23 protein-coding genes and 1 pseudogene are annotated in these 22,582 nt (G+C 64.5%); 15 read left to right on the top strand and 9 right to left on the bottom strand.

Annotated elements, in window-relative coordinates; genetic code table 11:
* Nucleotides 1–22 precede the first annotated feature (22 nt).
* Genes AAG612_RS06450 through AAG612_RS06440 form a run of 3 tightly spaced genes read left to right on the top strand, consistent with a single transcriptional unit; the run spans nucleotide 23 to nucleotide 2,572 of the window.
* Complete coding sequence (locus tag AAG612_RS06450) at nucleotides 23–970, top strand: alpha-E domain-containing protein (protein WP_342508392.1); 948 nt, start codon at nucleotides 23–25, stop codon at nucleotides 968–970.
* Entirely contained in the window at nucleotides 967–1,767 is an 801-nt protein-coding gene (locus AAG612_RS06445) for a transglutaminase family protein (protein ID WP_342508390.1), read from the top strand. The genes AAG612_RS06450 and AAG612_RS06445 overlap by 4 nt, the downstream gene beginning before the upstream one ends.
* Before the next feature lie 34 nt (nucleotides 1,768–1,801).
* Nucleotides 1,802–2,572 (top strand): proteasome-type protease, encoded by a 771-nt coding sequence (locus tag AAG612_RS06440; RefSeq protein ID WP_342508388.1) that lies wholly within the window; start codon nucleotides 1,802–1,804, stop codon nucleotides 2,570–2,572.
* Between the two features lie 34 nt (nucleotides 2,573–2,606).
* Here the strand turns inward: AAG612_RS06440 and AAG612_RS06435 are convergent, their stop codons facing one another.
* Together AAG612_RS06435 and AAG612_RS06430 are read right to left on the bottom strand one after the other, a co-directional pair.
* Entirely contained in the window at nucleotides 2,607–3,962 is a 1,356-nt protein-coding gene (locus AAG612_RS06435; protein WP_342508386.1) for an alkaline phosphatase PhoX, read from the bottom strand.
* 95 nt (nucleotides 3,963–4,057) lie between these two features.
* Nucleotides 4,058–5,110, bottom strand: coding sequence for a potassium channel family protein (locus AAG612_RS06430; RefSeq protein WP_342508384.1), 1,053 nt, complete (start codon nucleotides 5,108–5,110; stop codon nucleotides 4,058–4,060).
* A gap of 126 nt (nucleotides 5,111–5,236) precedes the next feature.
* Between AAG612_RS06430 and AAG612_RS06425 the strand changes: the two genes are divergently transcribed.
* Both AAG612_RS06425 and AAG612_RS06420 read left to right on the top strand, forming a co-directional pair.
* Nucleotides 5,237–6,688 (top strand): class II fumarate hydratase, encoded by a 1,452-nt coding sequence (locus tag AAG612_RS06425; RefSeq protein ID WP_342508382.1) that lies wholly within the window; start codon nucleotides 5,237–5,239, stop codon nucleotides 6,686–6,688.
* Nucleotides 6,689–6,816: 128 nt separating this feature from the next.
* On the top strand, nucleotides 6,817–8,901 hold the full coding sequence (locus tag AAG612_RS06420) for a malate synthase G (RefSeq protein WP_342508620.1): 2,085 nt from the start codon (nucleotides 6,817–6,819) through the stop codon (nucleotides 8,899–8,901).
* A gap of 1 nt (nucleotide 8,902) precedes the next feature.
* Here the strand turns inward: AAG612_RS06420 and AAG612_RS06415 are convergent, their stop codons facing one another.
* Nucleotides 8,903–9,895: a radical SAM protein gene (locus AAG612_RS06415; protein WP_342508379.1), complete on the bottom strand. Its 993-nt coding sequence runs from the start codon at nucleotides 9,893–9,895 to the stop codon at nucleotides 8,903–8,905.
* Nucleotides 9,896–11,314 (bottom strand): dihydrolipoyl dehydrogenase family protein, encoded by a 1,419-nt coding sequence (locus AAG612_RS06410; RefSeq protein ID WP_342508377.1) that lies wholly within the window; start codon nucleotides 11,312–11,314, stop codon nucleotides 9,896–9,898.
* 87 nt (nucleotides 11,315–11,401) lie between these two features.
* Between AAG612_RS06410 and AAG612_RS06405 the strand changes: the two genes are divergently transcribed.
* The 3 genes and pseudogenes from AAG612_RS06405 to AAG612_RS06395 all read left to right on the top strand — a co-directional run bounded on the left by AAG612_RS06405 (nucleotide 11,402) and on the right by AAG612_RS06395 (nucleotide 13,493).
* Nucleotides 11,402–12,454: a methyltransferase domain-containing protein gene (locus tag AAG612_RS06405; protein ID WP_342508375.1), complete on the top strand. Its 1,053-nt coding sequence runs from the start codon at nucleotides 11,402–11,404 to the stop codon at nucleotides 12,452–12,454.
* Nucleotides 12,388–13,011: pseudogene (locus tag AAG612_RS06400) on the top strand (SDR family oxidoreductase); the annotation flags it as partial. The gene AAG612_RS06405 and the pseudogene AAG612_RS06400, both read left to right, overlap by 67 nt.
* Before the next feature lie 95 nt (nucleotides 13,012–13,106).
* A complete protein-coding gene (locus tag AAG612_RS06395) occupies nucleotides 13,107–13,493 on the top strand; it encodes a hypothetical protein (RefSeq protein ID WP_342508635.1) in 387 nt (128 codons plus the stop codon).
* Here AAG612_RS06395 and AAG612_RS06390 read toward each other — a convergent pair.
* The gene (locus AAG612_RS06390) at nucleotides 13,490–14,251 is read right to left on the bottom strand and encodes a glycosyltransferase (protein ID WP_342508373.1); all 762 of its coding nucleotides are present in this window, start codon (nucleotides 14,249–14,251) and stop codon (nucleotides 13,490–13,492) included. The genes AAG612_RS06395 and AAG612_RS06390 overlap by 4 nt on opposite strands.
* Nucleotides 14,230–14,808, bottom strand: coding sequence for a TIGR04282 family arsenosugar biosynthesis glycosyltransferase (locus tag AAG612_RS06385; RefSeq protein WP_342508371.1), 579 nt, complete (start codon nucleotides 14,806–14,808; stop codon nucleotides 14,230–14,232). Before AAG612_RS06385 ends, AAG612_RS06390 begins: the two co-directional genes overlap by 22 nt.
* A 49-nt stretch (nucleotides 14,809–14,857) precedes the next feature.
* Between AAG612_RS06385 and AAG612_RS06380 the strand changes: the two genes are divergently transcribed.
* On the top strand, nucleotides 14,858–15,670 hold the full coding sequence (locus tag AAG612_RS06380) for a sterol desaturase family protein (RefSeq protein ID WP_342508369.1): 813 nt from the start codon (nucleotides 14,858–14,860) through the stop codon (nucleotides 15,668–15,670).
* Here AAG612_RS06380 and AAG612_RS06375 read toward each other — a convergent pair.
* On the bottom strand, nucleotides 15,657–17,054 hold the full coding sequence (locus AAG612_RS06375; protein ID WP_342508367.1) for an MATE family efflux transporter: 1,398 nt from the start codon (nucleotides 17,052–17,054) through the stop codon (nucleotides 15,657–15,659). The two genes, AAG612_RS06380 and AAG612_RS06375, sit on opposite strands and share 14 nt — an antisense overlap.
* Before the next feature lie 117 nt (nucleotides 17,055–17,171).
* On the opposite strand from AAG612_RS06375, the gene AAG612_RS06370 reads away from it, so the two are divergent.
* The 4 genes from AAG612_RS06370 to arsC all read left to right on the top strand — a co-directional run bounded on the left by AAG612_RS06370 (nucleotide 17,172) and on the right by arsC (nucleotide 19,237).
* Nucleotides 17,172–17,936: a class II aldolase/adducin family protein gene (locus tag AAG612_RS06370; RefSeq protein WP_342508365.1), complete on the top strand. Its 765-nt coding sequence runs from the start codon at nucleotides 17,172–17,174 to the stop codon at nucleotides 17,934–17,936.
* On the top strand, nucleotides 17,933–18,163 hold the full coding sequence (locus tag AAG612_RS06365; RefSeq protein ID WP_342508363.1) for a hypothetical protein: 231 nt from the start codon (nucleotides 17,933–17,935) through the stop codon (nucleotides 18,161–18,163). Before AAG612_RS06370 ends, AAG612_RS06365 begins: the two co-directional genes overlap by 4 nt.
* 74 nt (nucleotides 18,164–18,237) lie before the next feature.
* Nucleotides 18,238–18,804: a (2Fe-2S)-binding protein gene (locus tag AAG612_RS06360; protein ID WP_342508361.1), complete on the top strand. Its 567-nt coding sequence runs from the start codon at nucleotides 18,238–18,240 to the stop codon at nucleotides 18,802–18,804.
* Between the two features lie 88 nt (nucleotides 18,805–18,892).
* Nucleotides 18,893–19,237 (top strand): arsenate reductase (glutaredoxin), encoded by a 345-nt coding sequence (arsC, locus tag AAG612_RS06355; protein WP_342508359.1) that lies wholly within the window; start codon nucleotides 18,893–18,895, stop codon nucleotides 19,235–19,237.
* A gap of 54 nt (nucleotides 19,238–19,291) precedes the next feature.
* Here arsC and AAG612_RS06350 read toward each other — a convergent pair whose 3' ends face one another.
* Together AAG612_RS06350 and AAG612_RS06345 are read right to left on the bottom strand one after the other, a co-directional pair.
* Nucleotides 19,292–20,698: an MFS transporter gene (locus tag AAG612_RS06350; RefSeq protein WP_342508357.1), complete on the bottom strand. Its 1,407-nt coding sequence runs from the start codon at nucleotides 20,696–20,698 to the stop codon at nucleotides 19,292–19,294.
* A 62-nt stretch (nucleotides 20,699–20,760) separates the two neighbouring features.
* Nucleotides 20,761–21,585 carry a hypothetical protein gene (locus tag AAG612_RS06345; protein ID WP_342508354.1) on the bottom strand — a complete coding sequence of 275 codons (825 nt, stop codon included), beginning with the start codon at nucleotides 21,583–21,585 and terminating at the stop codon, nucleotides 20,761–20,763.
* A 59-nt stretch (nucleotides 21,586–21,644) separates the two neighbouring features.
* Between AAG612_RS06345 and lipB the strand changes: the two genes are divergently transcribed.
* Together lipB and AAG612_RS06335 are read left to right on the top strand one after the other, a co-directional pair.
* Entirely contained in the window at nucleotides 21,645–22,301 is a 657-nt protein-coding gene (gene lipB, locus AAG612_RS06340) for a lipoyl(octanoyl) transferase LipB (RefSeq protein ID WP_342508352.1), read from the top strand.
* Nucleotides 22,301–22,570 carry a hypothetical protein gene (locus AAG612_RS06335; protein ID WP_342508351.1) on the top strand — a complete coding sequence of 90 codons (270 nt, stop codon included), beginning with the start codon at nucleotides 22,301–22,303 and terminating at the stop codon, nucleotides 22,568–22,570. Before lipB ends, AAG612_RS06335 begins: the two co-directional genes overlap by 1 nt.
* Nucleotides 22,571–22,582: the final 12 nt, after the last annotated feature.

The raw sequence follows: 22,582 nt of genomic DNA, 5'->3' as shown, positions 1-22,582 counted from the left end.
AACACCTATGGGGAGACCCGCGATGCTCGGTAAGACAGCCGCAGGCCTCTTCTGGATGTTCCGCTATCTCGAACGGGCGGAAGCGACCGCGCGCCTGCTCGATGCCGGCTTCCGGATTGCCCTGACCCGCGCGGGTTCCTCACGCTCGGAGTGGGAATCGGTGCTCACCACCGTGGGCCAGATCAAGGCGTTCAAGGAACGTCATGGCGAGGCGACCTCATCGAAGGTCATGGAGTTCCTTCTCAGCGACCGGGACAACCCCTCCAGCATCATCTGCATGGTCAAGGCCGCGCGCGACAATGCACGCGCCGTCCGGATCGCACTGACGCGCGAAGTGTGGGAGGCGACCAACGAAAGCTGGATGACGCTCGACAAACTGCTCGTGGGAAAATTCCCCGAAGCGGACTTGCCCGACGTGCTGACCACGATCCGTCAACAGAACGCACTGGTGCGCGGCGCGACTACCGGCACGATGTTGCGTAACGACGGGTTCAATTTCGTGCGCCTTGGCACTTTCATCGAACGCGCGGACAACACCGCGCGCATTCTCGACGTGAAATATTACCTGCTGCTGCCGTCGATCAGCCAGGTCGGTTCGCAGCTCGACATCAAGCAGTGGGAGACCATCCTGCGATCAGTTTCGGCGCTGCGATCCTATACCTGGCTGCACGGCGCGACGGTCAATCCGCGCGACATCGCGCAGTTCATGATCCTGCATGAGCAAATGCCGCGCAGCCTGGGCTTCTGCTATAACAAGATTTGCGACAATCTGGGCTACCTTTGCAAGGATTACGGCCAGGAAGCGGAGTCCATGAGGATGGCGGAGCGTATTCGCGACGATTACCTCGGGCGCACCATGGAATCGATTTTCGACCGTGGCCTGCATGAATTCATCGGCAATTTCCTCAGTGCGAATGGCCAGCTCGGCACGCGCATCGCCGCCGATTATTCTTTCGAGGTGGGATCATGAAGCTGCGGGTCGACCATGAAACGCGCTATATCTACGATGCCCCCGTCGTTTACGGGCTCCAGCAGATCCGCCTGCGGCCCAAGGACACGCGCGGGCAGAAAGTGCTCGACTGGGAAGTGACGATCGAGGGCGGCGAAAGCCAGTTGCGGTACGAGGATCACAACGGCAACTCGGTCGATCTGGTCGGCATCGAACCCGGCCGGACCGAAACCTCGATCCGGTGCGTCGGTCTGATCGAGAACACCGAAACCGACGGTGTGCTGGGCGAACACAAAGGCTTCCTGCCGCTCTGGCATTATCGGCGTTCTTCCGACCTTACCAAGGCGGGCGAGGGCGTGCGCAAGCTCGTCGCCTCGCTGGAGGATGCCGACAAGAGCGACGTGGGCACCGGCCATCGCCTGTCCGAAGCGGTCCTCGAAGCGGTCGAATACGAGGGCGGCAATACCCATGCGGGCACCACTGCCGAAGAGGCTATCGGGATCGGCACCGGCGTGTGCCAGGACCATGCCCATATCTTCTGTTCCGCCGCGCGCCTGATGGGCCTGCCCGCGCGCTATGTTTCGGGCTACCTGATGATGAACGATCGGGTGGAGCAGGATGCGAGCCACGCCTGGGCCGAAGCCTTCTTCGAAGGGATCGGCTGGGTCGGATTCGACATTTCCAACGGCTATTCCCCCGACGAACGCTATATCCGCGTCGCCACCGGCATCGATTTCCGCGAGGCCGCGCCGATCAGCGGGATGCGGATGGGGGGAAGCGGTGAGGGTGTTCTTGTCAACCTGAGGGTCGAGCAATAGGCAGGCTCGGCGTTCAACAAGAAGCCGATTTTCTATGACTTACTGCGTGGCCATGCGGCTCGACCGAGGCCTGATCTTCATGTCCGACACGCGCACCAACGCGGGTGTCGACGACGTCTCGCGGGTGCGCAAGATGCGCCACTGGGAAAACCCGGGCGAGCGCGTCATCACGCTGCTCTCGGCGGGTAACCTCGCCACCACACAGGCGGTCGTGAGCCTGCTCGACGAGCGGACCAAGGCCCCGTCGGAGCGCGAACCGTCGATTCTGGCCGCGCCATCGATGTTCCAGATCGCCACCATCGTGGGCGAGACCTTGCGCGAAGTGATCGCCACGATGCGCAATTCCGGCCAGCACTCGAAGTCCGGCTTCAGCGCCAGCCTTATCCTGGGCGGGCAAATCCAGGGCAGCGAGCCGCGCCTGTTCCTGATCTACAAGGAAGGCAATTTCATCGAGGCGAGCGATGATTCGCCTTTCTTCCAGACGGGCGAAACCAAATACGGGCGCCCGATCATCGTGCGCACCTTCGATCCTGCGATGCCGTTCGAGGATGCGAGCAGGCTGCTGATGGTGTCCTTCGATTCAACCATCCGATCGAATCTCGCTGTCGACCTGCCGCTCGATCTCGCGACGCACGAAAGGGACGAATGCCGCGTCTCGCATCATCAGCGGATCGAGGAAAACGACCCCTATTTCCGTCGCATATCCGAACAGTGGAGCCTTTCGCTGCGCGAGGCGGTGAACCGCCTTCCCCCGTTCGAATTCGACTCCGAAGCTGCTTCTGGCGCTGACGACGCAGGTGAATGAACGGGACGGGGTAACCGCCCCGCCCCTGATCATTCTACCCGACGAAGCTGTCCCACGGTCCGGTAATCGCGACCGTCCGGGTTGGCGAGTAGGCATTGACGAAGAACCATTTGCCATCGGGCGAGAAGCAGCCGCCTGCCAGTTCGGTCTGCATGGTCAGCCGACCGAAATCGTAAGCGCGCCCATTCGTCGTGATCCCGCGCAGGTGGTTATCGACCACGTCGGTATATTGGTCTTCACAAACGATCAGGTGGCCATTGGGGGCGACGGTCAGGTTGTCGCCGTAGTTGAACTGCTCCTCGCGCTCGCTCTCGAAGAACAACTCGACCATGTCGGGGCCCTGGCCACGACCGGGAATGAGCTTGAAGATCTGGCCAAGCCTTTTCTGCCCGCCGCTGGTCGAGCAGACGTACAGCTCGTCCGTGCCCATATGGATGCCTTCGCCGCGCGCGATCGGCGCCGCGCCCTTCGCAATGGCGCGCATCCGCAGATCGTCCTGCGGGGCTTCGACATTGTCGAGATCGACCCAGCTCACCGAGTAGAGCTTCTGCACCGGCATCGTCGGGCCGCTCCAGTTGCGCGTGTCGCTCAATCCCTCGATCACCATGGCCTGCAGCCGTCCACCGGCGCGCAGGTTGCCGCGCTCGGTCGGAATGAAGCGATAGAGCACGCCGTTGTCGCGGTCCTCGGTTTCGTAAACGATGCCGGTCGCCGGATCGACGCAGGCGGCCTCGTGGTTGAAGCGTCCCATGGCCTTGAGCGGGACCGGATCGACCAGCCCGGTGGCGTTGGCGGGAACTTCGAACACCCAGCCATGGTTTTCCGCCAGCCCGTCGCCATAGCGCTGACCGGGACCGGTCGGCGATTCCTCGCAGGTCAGCCAGGAATTCCACGGCGTCACCCCGCCCGAGCAGTTGCGGATCGTACCGCCCAATGTCCGGAACTCGCGCTTCAGCTCCAGCGTGTTCGCATCGAGAACGAGATTGGTCGTGCCGCCGGGCACGATTTCGCCATTGCGGGTGCCGAAGCCCTTGGCGATTGGCCCGCCGGAAGCATCGCTCGGCACCAGCTCATGATTGCGGACCAGCGCGATCTCGCCATTGCCGATATCGAAACAGCCCATTCCATCGGCTTTGTTCGGCACGGTCCCGCCATCGTTCATCGGATTGCCGAGGCTCGACAGCAGCCGATAGGAAAAGCCCTGCGGCAGATCGAGCATGCCTGCCGGGTCCTTGACCAGCGGCCCATAGGCGGTCGGGCCGGGAGTCGGCGTGCCGACGGCGCCGCCTATCGGGGACGCACCGCGCGAGGTGCAACCATTGGCGACCAGCGCGCCGAATGCGGCGCTGGTTCCGGCGAGAAATTTGCGGCGATCTGTGGCGGCGAACATGGGGGCGTCCTTATGAATTGGGGGCCGTGTAAAAATTTGCGCCTGAACCGGTTAGGAACCGCGCGCTTCAGATTTGCGACACTCTTATATGCGGCTTACGCAAGTTCGCGCGCAAGATCATGCCATTGGGCCGCGGTTGGCTCGCGACGTTCGTTGGCGATGTAGAACAGCGTATCGCCACCCTTGATCTGCCGGTCGCCGACGCAGTTGAGGTCGAGGTGAAGTCCCCCCTCTTCGCTGACTCCGATCAGCGTGATGCGGTGCGAGCGTTTGAGCGCCACCAGCGCATCGAGATAGTACAAGGGCGGCGTGTCGGCGGGCACGTGCATGGAATAGGCGGTGCTCTCCGTGCGCGAGGAGAACATCAGGCTGGCCAGGCGGGAGGCGCCCGGATCGTGCGCCGCGCGCACCATCATGTCGACCGAGATCGACGAGAACACCTCGATATTCCTGATCTGCGTCTCGATCAGCCGGGCGGTATCCTCGTTCTCGATATGCGCGACGATGTGCACATCGGGGGCGATCGCCCGTGCAGCGAGCGTAGCAGCCAGCGTATCGTCGTCGTTCGCCCCGCGGATCAGAATCGTGTTCGCGCCAGCGGCGCCGGCCCGCGCAAAGCCGTCGAGGTCGGAAAGCGTCGGCGTGAAGACGAAATCGATCGCGTCGGGCAGGGGGTTATCCTCTACCGCCGCGGCGAGCAGTACCGGTCGCGCCGAAGCGCGACGATCCTCCAGCAGCGTTTCGATCAGGCGCTTGGTCGCGCGTTCCTGCCAGCCGACGATCACGATATGATCGGTGCGATTTGCGTAGCTTCCCTTGCCGTCCAAACCCTTCCTCCAATGGCTGCCGATGTCGCTCACCGCCTTGCCCAGCACGGCAGTGAACAGAGCGATTGCCCCGGGCAGGATCACGATCGCAGCGACCGACCGCCCCAGCTCGGTCTGCGGGCTGAGATCGCCATAGCCCACCGTGGTCGCCGTGGTCATGTAGTAATAGAAATATACCGCCGGGTCCGCGATCAGCGATGTCTCGCCCGTCAGGCCCAGCACGATATACGAAACAACCGCGTGCAGCACGATCACGGCGATCAGCACGCTCCATCGCAGCATCGCGATGGCGTAATAGATCCGCTGCCAAGCCTGCCGCATTGCCCCCATGGCGAGCAGGAATAGCGGGCCAATCGGTCGAGCACAATTGGCGCGGCCAATAAGCCTTCGCCGGGAACGACGTGGTTTGCACGCTGTTCAACAAACAAGACACTCGAAAGGATCGCCGTGAGCGAAAATGGCCGCCGCCAAGGCGAAATTCCGGTCGGCATCGATAGCGAGGGTGACCGCATCGAATTCGATTCGATGGGCGAAGTTCGTGTCCCTGCCGACCGCTACTGGGGGGCGCAAACCGCGCGCTCGCTCGAGCATTTCGATATCGGCGAGGATCGAATGCCGATCGAGCTGTGCCGCGCCTATGGCTACGTCAAGCAGGCTTCGGCAAACGTCAACGCCCGCGAGGGCCTGTTCTGCGATGACAAACGCGATGCTATCGTCCAGGCTTGCGAAGAACTGATTGCCGGCGAGCTGGACGATCATTTTCCATTGCGCGTCTGGCAGACGGGTTCGGGCACGCAGACCAACATGAACGTCAACGAGGTGATCGCAAACCGCGCGATCCAGCTGCTCGGCGGCGAACTCGGCAGTCAGAAGCCGGTCGCGCCCAACGACGACGTCAACAAGAGCCAGTCTTCCAACGACAGTTTCGTAGCCGCGATGCATCTCGCGGCGCTCGGCTCGGTCGACAGCCGGTTGATTCCCGAAATCGCATCGCTCGCCGATCTGATCGAGAAGAAGGCCGAGAGCTGGATGGACGTCGCCAAGATCGGACGCACGCATCTTCAGGATGCGGTCCCGCTGTCGGTCGGGCAGGAATGGTCCGCATGGGCCGAGGCTCTGCGCCACACCTGTTTCGATATCGAGAAGGCGCGCGAGGGTCTGATGGAGATCGCGCTCGGCGGGACAGCGGTGGGCACCGGCCTCAATGCGCCGGATGGCTTCGCAGAAGAGGTCGCGAGCGAGATCGCCCGGATGACGCGCCTACCGATCCGCACCGCACCCAACAAGTTCTACGCCCAGGCGACGCTCGATCCCTTTTTGCGGCTCTCCGCTGCATTGCGCGGGCTTTCGGTTGCTCTGATCAAGATCGCAAACGATGTGCGGTGGCTCGCGAGTGGGCCGCGCTGCGGCATCGGCGAGCTGAAACTTCCGCAGAACGAGCCGGGCTCTTCGATCATGCCGGGCAAAGTCAATCCGACTCAGAGCGAGGCGCTGCTGATGGTCGCGATGCAGGTCATCGGCCACGATACTGCCAATGCCATGGCGGGCAGCTGGGGTAATCTTCAGCTGAACGCGATGCGGCCGGTGATCGCGGCCAACGTGCTCCACTCGATCCGCATCCTGGCGGATGGCTGCGCGAGCTTTCGCACCAATGCCATCGAAGGGACCGAGCTGGATCGCGAGCGGATCGGCGAGCATCTCGACCGCTCGCTGATGCTCGTCACCGCGCTGGTGCCAGAGATCGGCTATATGGACGCCGCGCACATCGCGGAGGCCGCCGCGAAGAACGGCAGCACTCTGCGCGAGGAAGCCATTGCCAGCGGCAAGGTGAGCGAAGAGGAATACGACCGCATCGTGCAACCGCATACGATGATCGGTGACGGCCTGGCGGGCGCTTAGGATTGCGCGAGGTAGCGTGCCGTAACGGCATGGGGGTCGTAGGCGCTGTCGGCATTTGACACGCGCCCGTCGGTCGCGCCAAGCCCGTCTGAAACATGCAAAAGCGACGAGGAGCGAAGAGAATGGGGATGCGCGAACTGGCAGGATTGAAGGTCGCCGACGAGCTGGCTGCTTTCGTCGAGACGCAGGTGCTGCCCGGTCTGGAGATTGCGCCCGATGCGTTCTGGCAGGGTGCGGCCGATATCTTCACCCGGTTCGTGCCGGTCAACCGCAACCTCTTGCAAAAGCGCGAGGCGTTGCAGGCGAAGATCGACGCATGGCACCGCGAGCATCCTGCGCCGATCGACGGGGAAGCCTACCGCGCCTTCCTGACCGAGCTCGGCTATCTCGTGCCCGAGCCCGAGGCATTCAGCGTGAACCCGCAGAACGTCGATCCCGAGCTCGCCCAGATCGCGGGACCGCAGCTGGTCGTCCCGGTGCTCAATGCGCGCTTCCTGTTGAACGCGGCGAATGCCCGCTGGGGCAGCCTCTATGATGCGCTCTACGGCACCGACGCAATTCCCGGCCAGCCTGCGGGCGGCGGCTATGACGAGGCACGCGGCGCGCAGGTGATCGACTGGGCGCGCCAGTTCCTCGACCGCGCGGTGCCGCTGAAGGACCAGCTCTGGCGCAATTGGGACGGCAGCGAGCCCGATCTGAAGGCACCTGCCGAACTCGTGGGGCGCAATGGCGACAACTGGCTGATCCGCCACAACGGACTGCATATCGAGATCGTGATCGATCCCGACCATCCCGTCGGCAAGACCGACAAGGCAGGCGTTGCCGATGTGATCCTCGAAGCCGCGCTTTCCACCATCTGCGATTTCGAAGATTCGGTCGCGGCGGTCGATGCCGAGGACAAGGTGCAGGGCTACACCAACTGGCTCGGCCTGATGAAAGGCGATCTGGAAGAGACCTTCATGAAGGGCGGGAAGGAGATGACCCGCACGCTCAACCCGGATCGCGACTATGTCGACATGGACGGCAAGGCGTTCACGCTGCCGGGTCGCAGCCTGCTGCTCGCACGCAATGTCGGCCACCTGATGACGACGCCCGCAGTGATCCTGCCCGAAGGCAACGAGGCGCCCGAGGGTATTCTGGATGCGATTATGACCTCGGCCATCGGCTGCCATGACCTGAAGCGAGCAGGCGGCAACAGCCGTGCAGGCTCGATCTATCTCGTGAAGCCCAAGATGCACGGGCCTGAAGAATGCGCGATGACCAACGATCTGTTCGACGCGGTCGAGGATCTGCTGGGGCTGGATCGCAACACGATCAAGGTCGGCGTGATGGACGAGGAACGGCGCACCTCCGCCAATCTCGCTGCGTGCATCTATGAAGTGCGCGACCGGATCATGTTCATCAACACCGGCTTCCTCGATCGTACGGGGGACGAAATCCACACGGCGATGCGGGCAGGCGCGATGCTGCGCAAGGGTGCGATGAAGGAAACGCCGTGGATCGCGGCCTACGAGGATCGCAACGTGCAGATCGGGCTTGCCTGCGGCCTGTCGGGCAAGGCGCAGATCGGCAAGGGCATGTGGGCCATGCCCGACCGGATGGCGGACATGCTGGCGCAGAAGATTGGCCACCCGCTGTCGGGTGCGAACACCGCGTGGGTGCCTTCGCCGACCGCCGCGACGCTGCATGCGACGCACTACCACCTCGTCGATGTGTTCGAACGGCAGGGCGAGCGCCGGGAAGAGGGTGTCGCGCCGCTTTCGGACCTGCTGACGGTCCCGCTGGCCGACGGCGTCAACTGGCCCGCCGAAAAGGTTCGGGCAGAGCTTGAGAACAATGCCCAAGGCATCCTCGGCTATGTCGTGCGCTGGGTGGACCAGGGCGTAGGCTGTTCCAAGGTGCCCGACATCAACGATATCGGCCTGATGGAAGACCGCGCGACGCTGCGCATTTCCAGCCAGCATATCGCCAACTGGCTCGAGCATGGCGTGGTCAGCCCCGAAGAGGTCGACGAGGTGTTGATCGAGATGGCGAAGAAGGTCGACGCGCAGAACGCGGGCGACCCGGCATACCGCCCGATGGCCGACAATCCCGAGGGCAGCATGGCCTTCCAGGCCGCGCGCGCGCTCATCTTCGAAGGGACCGAGCAGCCCAGCGGTTATACCGAGCCGCTGCTGCACGCCTATCGTCAGAAGGTGAAGGGGGGCGGTTAGCTCAGGCCGAGCAACTCGCGCCGCCCAATACGCAGAAACGTGCGCAGTGCGGGTGGTTCAGCTTCACCGCGATATTGGCATCGGCCAGCGTCTCGCCGAAATCGAATTCCTCGTCATAGGGGATCAGCGTGCAGGCGACGACCCGCGGGTTCGGCTCGCCCTTGCGGTGGACGACCATGCGGCTGGTCGCGCACATGATGTCGACGGGTGACTTGCCGAGGATGTCCCAGCAGCCGGTCGTGATTTCGGCGACGTCCTTGTCTGCGTCCATCTCGGGGAACAGCACGCAGGTTGCCGGATTATGCGCGTCGATGCGGATGTTTTCGCGCGCGAACAGCGCGGCATAGCCTTCGCGCGCCTCGACCAGGCCTTCGCCCGGCAGCAGGCGCCCGGCGACCGCAATGCGAAAGCCGTTCTCCGACAGCCACTTGAGCCCGTCGATCGCGGCGTCCCAGCTGTTCGGCCCACGCTCGCCCTCGTGTGCTGCCTTGGTATAGTGGTCGAGGCTGATGCGCAGCGTCAGCTTGTCGCCATGGGACTTGCGCAAATCGATCAGCTTCGCCCCGTGGCGGCGCATCGGCTTCATCGCGTTGGACAGCACCAGCGCTTCGAACCCGCGGCCCAGCGCGTCGTCCAGCATCGTCATGAAATGCGGGTTCATGAAGGGCTCGCCACCGGTGAAGCCGATTTCGCGCGTGTTCCAGCCATCGCGCTCGATCTCGTCGAAATAGCGCGCGGCATGCTCGGCGGTCAGGTAGATCAGCGCATCGTTGGTCGGGCTGCTTTCGATATAGCAGGTTGCGCAGGCGAGGTTGCACAGCGTGCCGGTGCACAGCCACAGGGTTTCGAGATTCAGCAACGGTACTTGCGCGCGTTCTTCGCCCTTCGCAGTCACGTCCGGATCGGTAAACTTGCCTTCGGGAAGCGTCGCCGCCTCCACCGCGAAGGGCGAGGGGCCTTGGGGGGCGTTACGGCTCTTGGATCGGGTGGCCATTCAGGAAAGCGTCTTTCTGAACCAAGCGCGGGTCTTGGCGTAGCCCTTTGGTACGCTGCCGAACACGGTGCCTTCCCAGGCGCTGAAAGCGGCAGCTTTGGTGATTTCGCTCCGCGTCGGGTACGCGACGATGGCTGAACCCAGCGCAAACGTGCTCGCCTTGCCGGTGATCAGCTGGGTGATCGGCAGCAGCAATTCGCCCGCATTCTTGCCGACGATACTGGCGCCCAGAACCCTCCTGCCCTTCATCACCACCTTCAGGTGGCCCTTGGTATCGCCTTCGGCAATGGCGCGTTCGTTGTGATCGAAGCCTTCGCGCAAAATAGTGATCTTGTCGCCATGCTGTTCGCGTGCCTGCGCCTCGGTCAGCCCGATCTGGGCGACTTCGGGGTCTGTATAGGTGCACCACGGCAGCGCCGACCAGTCGACCTTGGTCTTTAGCCCCAGCGTGATCTCGAGCGCGACGTTGGACCCTTCGTAGCCCGACACATGCGTCAGGCGCGGCCCTTCGCGGCAATCGCCGATGGCGTAGATATGCTTGAGGCTTGTACGCCGCCGTTCGTCCACTGCGATGCCGTTCCGGCCCAGCTCGACGCCGATTTCCTCCAGCCCGTATCCCGCGACCCGCGCCTTGCGGCCGACCGCGATCAGCAGATCCGTGCCCGCGATTTCCTGGCCGCCCTCCAGTGTTAAGGTGAAGCTGCCAAGCGCGCCGGGCGCCACCTTGGTGGCCTTGCCCTCAACGAACATCACGCCTTCGGCTTCCATCGCCTCGACCACCACCGCGACCGATTCCGGATCGTCGCGCCCCATCGGTGCGCCGGGTTCGATCACCGTCACCTCGCTGCCCAGCCGCCGGAAGCTCTGCGCCATTTCCATGCCGATAACCCCGCCGCCCACGATCACGAGATGCTGGGGCAGGGCTTCGAGATCCCAGATATTCTCATTGGTGAGGAAGGGTATTTCGTCCAGACCTTCGATCGGGGGCACGAAGGGCTCCGATCCGGTGGCGATCACGATCTTCGGCGCGGCGAGGGCGACCTCGTCTACCTGAACGCGCTTCTTGTGAGTGAAGATCGCGTGGCCGCGATAGACATCGCAGCCCATCTCCTCGAACCGTTCATGGCTGTCGTGCGGGGCGATTCCTGCAATCGCACCGTGGATATGCGCGTGTACGCCGCTCCATTCGACTTTCGCGGCGGTCATGCGGACGCCGAAGCGATCCTCGTTGGCAACCGCCGCGCGCTTGGCTGCGCTGATCAGAGCCTTGGAGGGTACGCATCCGTTGTTGAGGCATTCGCCACCCATTTCGGCGCGTTCGACCAGCGCGACCTTCAGGCCGAACAGCGCACAGCCGCCTGCTGCCGTCAGTCCCGCCGCTCCCCCGCCGATCACGATCACATCATGTGTATATCTCATGCGCCCCTCCGCATCCGATCCGTCGCCCTCGACGTATACTTTTCGAGTATGTAACAGCCAACGCATAGACAAGGACGCCCCGGTTTCATGAATCTCGAAAATTCGCAAAACTATTATGGCGAGGTCCTGCAGGGTTCCGCCGATCTGAAGACCGATGCGTGCTGCACGCTGGATGCACCGCCGCCCGCCGTGATGGACCTGTTGCGCAACGTGCATGAAGATGTGCGCGCGCGTTATTACGGCTGCGGGCTCGTCGCGCCGCAGGCAATCAGGGGCGCTCATGTGCTCGATCTGGGGTCGGGCAGCGGGCAGGATGCCTATCTGCTCGCACAGATGGTGGGCGAGCATGGCACGGTCACCGGAGTCGATGCGACGCCTGCGCAACTGGCGGTTGCTCGCGAGCATGAGGAATGGCACCGCGAGCGCTTCGGCTATGCCAAGAGCAACGTGCGCTTCCTCGAAGGCGATATCGAGAAGCTGGGCGAGCTCGATCTGGCCGAAGCCAGCTTCGACGTGATCGTGTCCAACTGCGTCATCAACCTCGTCGCGGACAAGAAGGCGGTGTTCGATGCGGCCTACCGGCTGCTCAAGCCGGGTGGTGAGCTGTATTTCTCCGACGTCTATTCCGAACGTCGCGTGCCCGCTGGCCTGCGCGACGATCCCGTGCTCCACGGCGAATGCCTGTCGGGCGCGATGTACTGGTTCGATTTCATTGCGTCGGCCAAGGCGGCGGGCTTCCTCGACCCGCGTCTCGTTACCAGCCGTCCGCTCGGCATCAACGATACCGCCATCGCCGCGAAGCTCGACGGCATCGCGTTCCACAGCGCTACCGCGCGGCTGTTCAAGCTGCCCGAGCTTGAGATGCTGTGCGAGGACTACGGGCAGGCCGTGCGCTACAAGGGCACGGTGGCGGGCGAGGAACGTGTGTTCGTGCTCGACGATCATCACCGGATCGAGGCCGGGCGGATGTTCCCGGTCTGCGGAAACACCTGGAAGATGTTGGCCGATAGCCGCTTTGCCGAGCATTTCGAATTCTTCGGCGACTTTAGCACCCATTACGGCATCTATCCCGATTGCGGCACGCTCTTCCCGCTGGCGGGCGCGGCGCCCGAGGTGGCGAGCGGCGGCGGCTGCTGTTGAAGCGCATTCTGGTAACGGGCGCCGCCGGGCTGATCGGCGGCGAGGTTTGCGCGCGCCTGGTCGCGGCGGGGCATCAGGTGACCGCGCTCATCCACCGCAACCCCGAGGTGCGGGGGAATGATGGGGCGCCAGTCGCGGTTGCCGAAACCGTGGCGTGCGATATCGCGCAGGACCGCCTGGGGCTGGACGAGGCAACCTTCGACCGGCTGGCTCGCGCGAACGATCTCGTCATCCATTGCGCGGCGACGATCCGCTTCGACCTGAGCGACGAAGAATACGCGCGGACCAACACACACGGCACCGCCAAGGTGATCGCTCTGGCAGAGGCGGGCGGGGCCGGCCTGCTGCACGTCAGCACGGCCTATGTCTGCGGCACGCGCGACGGCGCAATCCTGGAAGACGATCCGCTGCCCGCCTCCGATGGCTTCGCCAATGGCTACGAGGCGAGCAAGGCGGCAGGCGAGCGACTGGTGCGCGCGTGCGACACCCCTTGGGCTATCGCGCGGCCCGGCATCGTGCTGGGCGAGTATCACAGCGGCCGCATCCGTCACTTCGATGCGCTGTATCTTGCATTCAAGCTGATGGCCGAGGGCCGCATCCGGCAGGTGCCGCGGGCGCGGACGCGACGCTGGGTTTCGTTCCGGTCGATCATGTGGCCGCCGGGATCGTCGCGATCGTCGCGAATTGGGAGCGCGCCGCGCGTGGCACTTTCCATCTCGTCCCCTCCAGCCCGCTTGCGATGCGCGATTTTGCCGCAGGGATCGGCGGGGTGGACGGCCTCCATGTGCCAAAGCTTGTCGATCCGGCCATGTTCGATGCGCATGACCTGCCTCCGCTTGAGCGGCGCCTGCACCGCCGCGTCTCGGCCCTTTACGCCAGTTACTTCCAGCGCGATCCGCGCTTCGACGATAGCCGGTTTCGCGCACTGACCGGGATCGAGGCGGGGCCTGCCGACCAGGCCTACCTCTCCCGGCTGATCGCCTTCTGCATTGCGGAGGGTTTCCTGCTCGCCGAGGATAGCAAGGCGATCAGCGCCTAGCGCACGTCGGGATAATCGCGCTCCATCCGGCTGCGCAAGCCGAATGCCCACAGCATCCCGACCTTGAAATAGATCCAGTTGGCTTTCAGGGGACCCCATGCGGCAATGCGTCGGTCGCTTGTGCGCACGATCCGCGGGACCATGCGGATCCGGCCGAGCTTTGCGAATTTCACGCACAGGTCCGCCTCTTCCATCACGATGTCACCGGGTGTGCAGCCGCCGATCGAGAGGAAGTCATCACGCCGGAAGAACATCGCATGGTCGCCGAACAATAGCCGGACACCGCGCACGAACTGGTGCGGGCGGCACATCAGCGGGGCGTACCAGGTCTTGATGTAATTGTGCGCGGAGGTCACCCAGCGGGTCTTCTCTCCGGTAATCAGCGGCGTGAAACTGGCGAGCGCGATCTTTCGATCCGCCAGTTTCTTGCGGATCACTGCGACCATGTCGGCGGGCGGACAACTGTCCGCGTGGACGATGCAGACGAGCGGGCCGGCTGCGGCCTCGACCCCGGCATTGATCTGGCGTGCCCGGCCGCGTCGGGCGCTCATGACGCGCCACCCTGCCTCTTGCGCCAGCGCCACCGTATCATCGTCGCTGCCACCATCGACCAAGAGTATCTCGCCCGGTGCAGGGTCGAGCATCGCGAAATGCGCAGCGAGCGAGGGGATCGCCGCCGCTTCGTTGAGCACCGGCACAACGATGGTGACTGCGGGGGGCGACACGCCGCCGTCGTTCACCCCAGCAACTCGGGCCATGCGGCGAGGTCTTCGCCCGTGTCGATATCGGTCAACTCGGGCAGCAGGTGGGGATTGATGCCGTACGCGTCGAGCCGGCGGAGCGTTTCCGGATAGACCTCCGGCGTACTCCACGCGATGTCGGTGAAGAGGTCGGGGCAGGGCTCTCGCAGGCCGAGCAGCCAGTAGCCGCCGTCGGCTGCGGGGCCGATCACCGCGTTGCGATTGGGCAACACGCTGGCCGCCTCGCGTAGCAATGCGGCGGTGAGGCCGGGGCAATCGCTGCCGATCATGATCCCGGGCGTTGGCACCCGGGCAAGCTTTTCGCCAAGATCGCCGCTGCCCTGGTCGCGCACGTCCAGTTCCTCGCCCAGCCATTCGCGGAAGCGTGCGGGATCATCGCCGGTGACCCGCAGGTGAAAAGGCAGTCCCGATTCCCGGGCCTCGCGCACGGTCAGCTCCAGCAAGCTGGCATAAAGCCTGGCCGCGCCTTCGGCACCCAGTGCCGGGATCAGACGGGTCTTGGCCTTGCCAGGCTCGGGCCAGCGAGCAAAAATGGCGATTTGCGGCGTGTTCATGACTGCCCGCATAGCGACACGGCTGCCGCTTTCCCATAAGAGGCTTGCCATGGCGCGCATTTCTCCTCTGGGCATTGTCGGCGTGGCTCTGATCGGTGGGCTGTGGCTGGCCGAGCGTGCCCGACAGCTACGCACCCAGACGCATGACACGGCGACCCGGCAGGTGCGCAATGTCGCGATGGGTGCGGGTGCGATGCTGGTGGTTACGGCGATCGAAATGCCGCTGTTGAAGCGGCTGGCAAAAGGCAATGTTCGCGCGCGCCGGGGGCTCGCGCAGACGCTTCCGCTGCCTCGCGCAGCAAAGACCGTGCTTGGCGTCGCGGCGATGGATTACGCTTTTTACTGGTGGCATATCGCGACGCACAAGGTGCCGTTGCTGTGGCGGCTGCACCGGGTACACCATATCGACCCGGACATGGACATGACGACCGCGCTGCGGTTTCACGCGCTCGACATGGTGGTATCGCTGCCGTTCAGAGTGGCACAAGTGGTGCTCAGCGGTGCAGACCCCGTCAACCTGATGGCACACCGGCGCTTCTTCGATGCATCGGTGCTGTTCCACCATTCCAACCTGCGCCTGCCCGGCCATTGGGACGAAACCCTGTCGCTTTTCCTCACCACACCGGAGATGCACGGCGTGCACCATTCGAAGGTGCCCGAGGAGATGGACAGCAACTGGTCCAGCGGGCTGAGCCTGTGGGATCGGCTGCATGGGACGCTACGCAGCAAGCCGCAGGAGGCGATCGAAATCGGGGTCGCGGACCGGGCTTCCATTGCGGACCTGTCGCTGACCAACAGCCTGCTCGCGCCGTTTCGCGAGATGCCCGAGGCGCTGCCGCCGGGCAGCATCAGTTCACGCTAGTCTGGCCCTTTTCGCTCTCGCTCTCGTCGCTGGCGTGGACGCCATTGGGATCGCTTGCCAGCACCTTGCGCACGATCATCACCGCGACCAGTCCGCCGATGATATTGGCGGCAAGCTCTGCGGCGTAGATCGCGTCGGAATCCCATAGCGGGCGCAGCAGCCAGCCGAAGGGTAGCATCACGAGGAACACGCGCGCGCAGCTTTGCGCGAGCGCGAGACCTGCCTTGTCGACTGCGTTGAGGATGCCGTTGCCCACGATCAGCAGGCCGAACCCGGCGTAGCCCCACGCGGCGATCTCCAGATAGCGCGCGAACTGACGCACGATTGCGGGGTCCTGTGTGAAGAAGCCCGCGAACCACTTCGCCGCCGCGACCAGCGCGACTGCAATCACGAGGCCATAGACGATGCAGAACAGCCCCGCACCGCGCGCCGCTGCACGCGACCTCTCGGGCTGACCCGCACCCCAGTTCTGGCCGACGATGGCCCCGATCGAGCCCGACAGCGCTAGCAAGGGCACCACCGCGAAGCTCTGCAACCGGCCCGCCGCGCCGAAAGCGGCGACCGCGCTCTGCCCCTCCAGCGCAATCAGCGCGGTCAGCACCGACAGCCCGATAGGGTTGATCGCATTGGAGAAAGATGCCGGGCCCGCGACCTTTATAATCGCTACAATCGGTTCGCGCGGGTCCTCGCAATCGCGGATCAGCGCTGGATTGAACGGCAGGTGCGTCCGCCCCACGCACACGACCGCCAGCACCACCGCAAACGCCCAGCCGATCAGCGTGGCATAGGCCGCGCCTGCGATGCCGAACCCTTCGAACCCGAATGCGCCGGTGATCAGGATCGGGTCTAGCACCCAGTTCACCGCCGCGTAGGCGATGTTGATGAAGCTGCTCATTTTCGCCTCGCCCTGTCCGCGCAGCACGCCGTTGAAGCCCATCAGCACGAGCGAAAACGGGAAGGCGAGCGCGAACGGGTCCATATAGTCGCGGATCAGCGGCAGCAGGTTGTCGGGCGCATTCATCAGCCGGAACAGCGGCTCCTGCAGCAGCCAGAGCGCGAGTCCCAGGATCACGCCGACCACCGTGGCGAAGACCACGCCCAGGTTCGCGCGGCGCGCGGCCTGATTGTGATCGCCCGCGCCAAGCGAACGCGCGACGACCGAATTGATTCCGACCATCACGCCCACGCCAAGACTGGTCAGCGCGACGGAGATCGGGAAGATGAAGCTGATGGCGGCGAGCGGGTCTGGCCCCAACTGGCCGATGAAATACGCATCGATCAGGCTGATCGACATGATCGCGGCCACACCGACGATCATCGGCACGGTCTGCGTCACGAGATGGCCGGGAATGCTCCCGCGCGTCAGCTTGGCTTGTCTGCTCATTGCGGGGGCGCGGTAGCCCGGGGCCGGGCAAAGCTAAAGCGGCAATGTAGCCCGCTTGTGCGGCGCCCCCGCGATGCTCTATCCTCCTGCGCAAACTTATGTGAAGGAGAGGCCCCGATGGCGACGCAGGCGAAGCTCGATTACGAATGTTCGAAGGAAGAATGGCAGGCGCGGCAGGACTTGGCCGTTTGCTATCGCATCTTCGATCTGCTCGGCTGGTCGGAATCGATCTACAACCACATCTCGCTCGCCGTGCCGGGTGAGGAGGGTGCTTTCCTGATCAATCCCTTCGGGCTTCTGTACGACGAAGTCACCGCCTCCAATCTCGTGAAGATCGATGTCGAGGGCAATAATATCGGCGGTTCGCCCTATATGGTGAACAAGGCGGGCTTCACGCAGCACGCCCACTTCCACAAGCAGCTGGGCGAGCGGGCGAACGCGATCTGCCATGTCCACACGACCGAAACGATGGCGGTGTGCAGCCACAAGGATGGGCTGCTGCCGACCAATTTCTACGCCTGCAATTTCCAGAACCAGATCGGCTATCACGATTTCGAGGGCGTGACGGTGCGCGCCGAAGAGGGCGACCGGCTAATCGAGAACCTGGGCGACAAGTCGATCCTGATGCTGCGCAATCACGGCCCCGTGGTGATGGACAAGGGCATCCAGGGCATGTTCGTGAAAATGTGGGCGCTTCAGCGTGCGTGCGAGATTCAGGTCGCAACTCTCGGCATGGGCGAGCCGCATCTGGTGCCGCAGGAAGTGGTCGACGTGCACCAGCGCGATCTGTCCGTGATGCAGTCGCAGGGCGGGGCGGGTGTGTTCGATTTCGAGGCATGGAAGCGCAAGGCCAGCCGGATCGACGACAGCTGGCAGCAGTGAGCGAACCCTCTACTCCCGAAGCGCGCCATTGCGGCAAGTGCGGCGGACGCAGCGCCGAAGGCTTCGTCGTCGATATGGGCTATGGCGAGGTGAAACCCGCGCGCTGGCAAGAGGGGACGCCCGAAACCGGCTGGACCGGCAGCGTGAAGGTGAAGAAGAAAGAGCTGAAACCGCTGCGCGCTTTTCGGTGCGAGCGGTGCCATCTTGTCGAGTTCTATGCGGATTGAGGGGCTTTTTTAGCTAGTTCTGACCACGGGCGGCGACCGGGATCACGGAGGTGATCCATGAAAGAGGAACACGCGTGACGAGGATGACGGTCAACAGCCGGCCGGTGCAATATCTGCTCGACCCGGACACGCCACTGCTATGGGCGCTGCGCGATGCGAGCAACCTGACCGGCACCAAATACGGATGCGGCACGGGCGATTGCGGCGCGTGCATGGTGCTGGTCGACGGGGTCGCGCTGCGATCGTGTCTCGTCACCATTGCCGAGGCGGAGGGGCGGCTGATCACCACGATTGAAGGGCTGTCGCGCGATCGCTCGCACCCCGTGCAGCAGGCGCTGGTGGCGGAGCAGGCGATCCAGTGCGGCTTCTGCACGCCGGGGATCGCGATTGCGGCGGCCGCCTTGCTCGAAAGCAATCCCTCGCCCTCGCGGGAGGATATGGACGCTGCGATCCCCAATATCTGCCGCTGCGGTGTTTATCCACGGCTGGCGCGCGCTATCACGCGGGCGAGCGAGGCGGCGAGCGGCGCGCGCGCCATCGAGGCCGCGCCCCCGCCCGCCATTACGCCCGAAGAGGCAGCGCGCGATGTGCCTGCCCTGAAACCGACGACGCGGTCGACCACTTCCCCGCCCCGCGACTAGGCTGCAATCGCAATCGATTTCCCGCCTTGGTTGGAAATGCAGGGAGCGCTAGGCGGTTCGAAACCCCCCGAACGAAGGAAAGACAGCCATGAAAGCCACCATCTGGCACAACCCCAAATGCGGCACGTCGCGCAAGACGCTCGCGATTCTGGAGAACCTCGCAGGTGTGGACCTGACGGTTGTCGAATATCTCAAGGACCCGCCGAGCCGCGACAAGCTGGCCCAGCTTTACGAAGACGCAGGCATCTCGCCCGCCGATGGCCTGCGCACGCGCGGCACCGACGCTGAGGAACGCGGGCTGCCGGACGCGGACAGCGATACGATCCTCAATGCGATGGTTGCCGACCCGATCCTGATCGAGCGACCGCTGGTCGAGACGGAGAAGGGCGCACGCCTGTGCCGCCCGCAGGACAAGGTGCTGGAGATACTCTGATCTAGCGAGAGTTCGCTAGCGCGAACTCCATCCCCCACCCGCCTCCCCGGCGAACTAGTCCTCGGCGCTCGCCATCAGCACCGCGTCGCTATCCAGCCGGGTCCACCCGATCACCATCACGGCAACGCAAAAGCCGATGATCGCGGCGAAGCCGATCCAGTCGCTGTGGCCGTACAGCCAGACGCCCAGTGCGGGCGCATAGATGTAGCTCGCGCCGTTGATGCTGGCGACCTTGCCGGAAACCTGCCCCTGCTCGGGCCGACTGACCGCAAGCGAGGCTCCGGCGGTGAAGCCGGGGCGGAACAGGCCGAAGCCCAGTGCGGCGATGGCGAAGCCCAGCGCGATCCCGTGCAATGCGTCTGCCATGCCGAACACGGTTGCGCCGATCACACCGAGCGCCATGCCCGACAGTGTCGATGCGCGCGGGCCGAGGCGCATGATCGGGATAATCCCCCACTGCGCGAGCAGGGTGGCGAGCGCTCCGAGCATCAGGACGATGCTGACCGGACCCGCGCCTGCCAGCGGATCTTCGCGCAGGCCCAGCCGGTCGAGCACGAGGAAGCCCGCAATGCCGAGCATCATTGCCTGCGCATGTCCGCCGAGAAAGCCCGATAGCAGCCACGGCCGGATGCGCGGGTCGCTCCAGGCGAGATGGGGTGCGCTCGCGGCCTCGGCGGTCAGCTGCTCGCCGACCCGCGGTGCCCGGTATGCTCTTTCTTCCTCCTCGCCATCGTCGCGGTCGCCGTCGGTCGCGTGGCGTCCCGCTCCGCTGCCGCCATAGGGCGCATCGAAGGTCAGGCCGCGCGCCTCGAAGCGCGGTTCGTCGTCGGGCAGGCGCAGCCGCAGGGCTATGATGGCGAGGATGCCGATCAGCGCGAAGGCAAAGAACGGGCCGGTCAGTCCGAGGAAGGGCAGGATCATCAGCGGGGCGAGCGCGGGGCCGATCACCGTGCCCAGTCCGAAGCTGGAGGAGATGAGCGAGAGCGCCTGCGTGCGCTCGCTGCGCGGGGTGCGGCTGGCGACATAGGCCTGCACCGCAGGCGGCGCAGCGGAGCCGAGCAGTCCGTAGAGCGAGCGGCAGAGCGCAAACAGCAGCAGCGTGAGCAGCGGTCCGATCCAGCCCGAGAGGCCGATCCACAGGACCGCGCCACATAGCCCCATCGACGCGACGAACCCGACGAGCCCGATGGCCATCATAGCCTTGCGCCCGCGCCGGTCGGACCGGCGGGCCCAGAAGGGCGCGAAGCCGACCCACAGCAACGCGGACCAGCTATAGGCGAGGCTGATCCACACGTCGGCCACCCCCAGCGCGGTGCCGATCGAGGGCATGACCGATTGCATCGCGGTATTGCCCGCCGCCGATACGAGCACGACGGTAAACAGCAGCGCCATGCGTCCGCGCGGGATGCCGGGCTGCGGGATCGATGCGGTAGGCGTGATGGAAGCGTGAGAGTCGGCCATGGGCGCGCGACGCTAGGCCGCGCGCCGCACGCTGGCAATCAGTGGTGACGCGCGCTGCGACCCTATTCGAAGGTTTCGGAGACCTCTTCGACGTCCGGCCCGGCCAACTGGCGATGGACCGCTGCGAAGATGCCCAGCATGATCACGATGTAAACTGCATTGAAGGCGGAATTGAACAGCCCACTGCCGATCATCGCAATCTCCTCGCCCATCAGGCCGAAGACGAGCATCACGATCAGGCCGATGACGAAGCTGACCACCAGCAGGGCGATGAACAACAGCAGGTAGAAGAAGAACAGCCGTACCGAATTGCCCTTGGTCAACCGCCAGGATCGCAGCAGCGCGGTGAAGGGATTGTAGATCTTGTCGATCGCGATGACGGGCGCGAGCAGCGAGAGTTTGACGGCCACGTAGATCAGGGCGACAAACAGGAGGATGCCCACGACCACTGCGAGCGCGGTGACATTGGTCGCGATCGCAATCCCCATCAGCACGCCCGCGACGATGCCGAAGCCGACGTAGAAAAGGATCGAAGCTGCGATGGACGTGAAGAAGCCGATCGCGCCGACCCCGATCGCTTCGCCGACGGTCGGGCGGTTATTCGCCCGCAGCAGCGCGAGGAGTGCCAGCGTTCCGACCGTTTGGGTCACTATCAGCAGAAGCAGAATCCACCAGATATCGCCATAGAACTCCGTAAGCTGCTCCATCACCACTGCGGGCTCGGCATTGGGTTCGATATTCATCGATTGCGCCGTCTCGGGCATCAGCAGCGAAAAGACGAGATAGGGAAGGAAGAAGAACACTCCGGCCACGGTGGCGATCACGCCGAGATTGGCCTGGATCAGTTCGAGCGCCTCGTTCCACGCGCGATTCATGTCGAGCTTCATTGATTACCCCTCTTTTCCCGCCCTTGATAAGCGGCGGGCCATGCGGCACGCAAACGAAAATGCGCGAGCTTGAACAAATCGAATGGCGGGTGGCGACCGATCCGGTGCCCTACCGCGAAGCGCTGGCCGCAATGGAGGCGCGCAACGCCGCGATCCAGGCGGGCGAGGCGCGCGAGTTGCTGTGGCATCTCGAACATCCGCCGGTCTACACGGCAGGCACCAGCGCGGTGGCGGGCGAATTGCTCGACCCGCGTTTCGAGGTGGTCGAGGCGGGGCGCGGCGGGCGCTACACCTATCACGGCCCCGGCCAGCGGGTGACCTACGTCCTGCTCGACCTGCGGACACGCGGCAAGGACGTGCGCCGGTTCGTCCACGCGCTGGAAGGCTGGGCGGCGGCGGCGCTGGCGCGTTTCGGTGTCGAGAGCTGGACCGTGCCCGAACGGGTCGGCATCTGGACCACCGGGCCGGACGGGCGCGAGGCGAAGATCGGTGCGATCGGCGTGCGGGTGCGCCGGTGGGTCACGATGCACGGCTTTGCAGTAAACCTGGCGCCCGACCTCAACCATTTCACCGGCATCGTGCCGTGCGGGATCGAGGAATTCGGCGTCACCAGCCTCGCCGATCTGGGCATCGCGCTTGCGCCCGAGGCATGGGATGAGGCATTGCGGGCCGAGGCGCCCGCCTTCCTCGCGGCGCTCGACCAGCAGGACACATGATGACCGGAAAATCTCTCTCGCTTGCCGCCTCGATCGCAGCGCTCGCGCTGCTGTCAGCATGCGGGGACAGCGAGGAAGCGCCCGAGACCGAGGCGACCGCGGACGCCGGGCCGCAGGGTGAAGTGCGCGGCGGGACGATCTCGGACGCGATGCTGCCGCTCGATTCGGTCAAATCGCAATCGCCCCAGCGTGGCGGCGGCGGCGGCGACGATGACACCGCAGATGATGCCTCACCGGACGCCTCGCCGGACGGGGGCGACGCCGGGTAGCGCCGCCCTGTC

This window comes from Citromicrobium bathyomarinum (assembly GCF_038594605.1).
Lineage (GTDB): Bacteria > Pseudomonadota > Alphaproteobacteria > Sphingomonadales > Sphingomonadaceae > Alteriqipengyuania > Alteriqipengyuania bathyomarina_B.
Note: the sequence above shows the minus strand (reverse complement) of the source record. Positions and strands in the feature narration are given on the sequence as shown.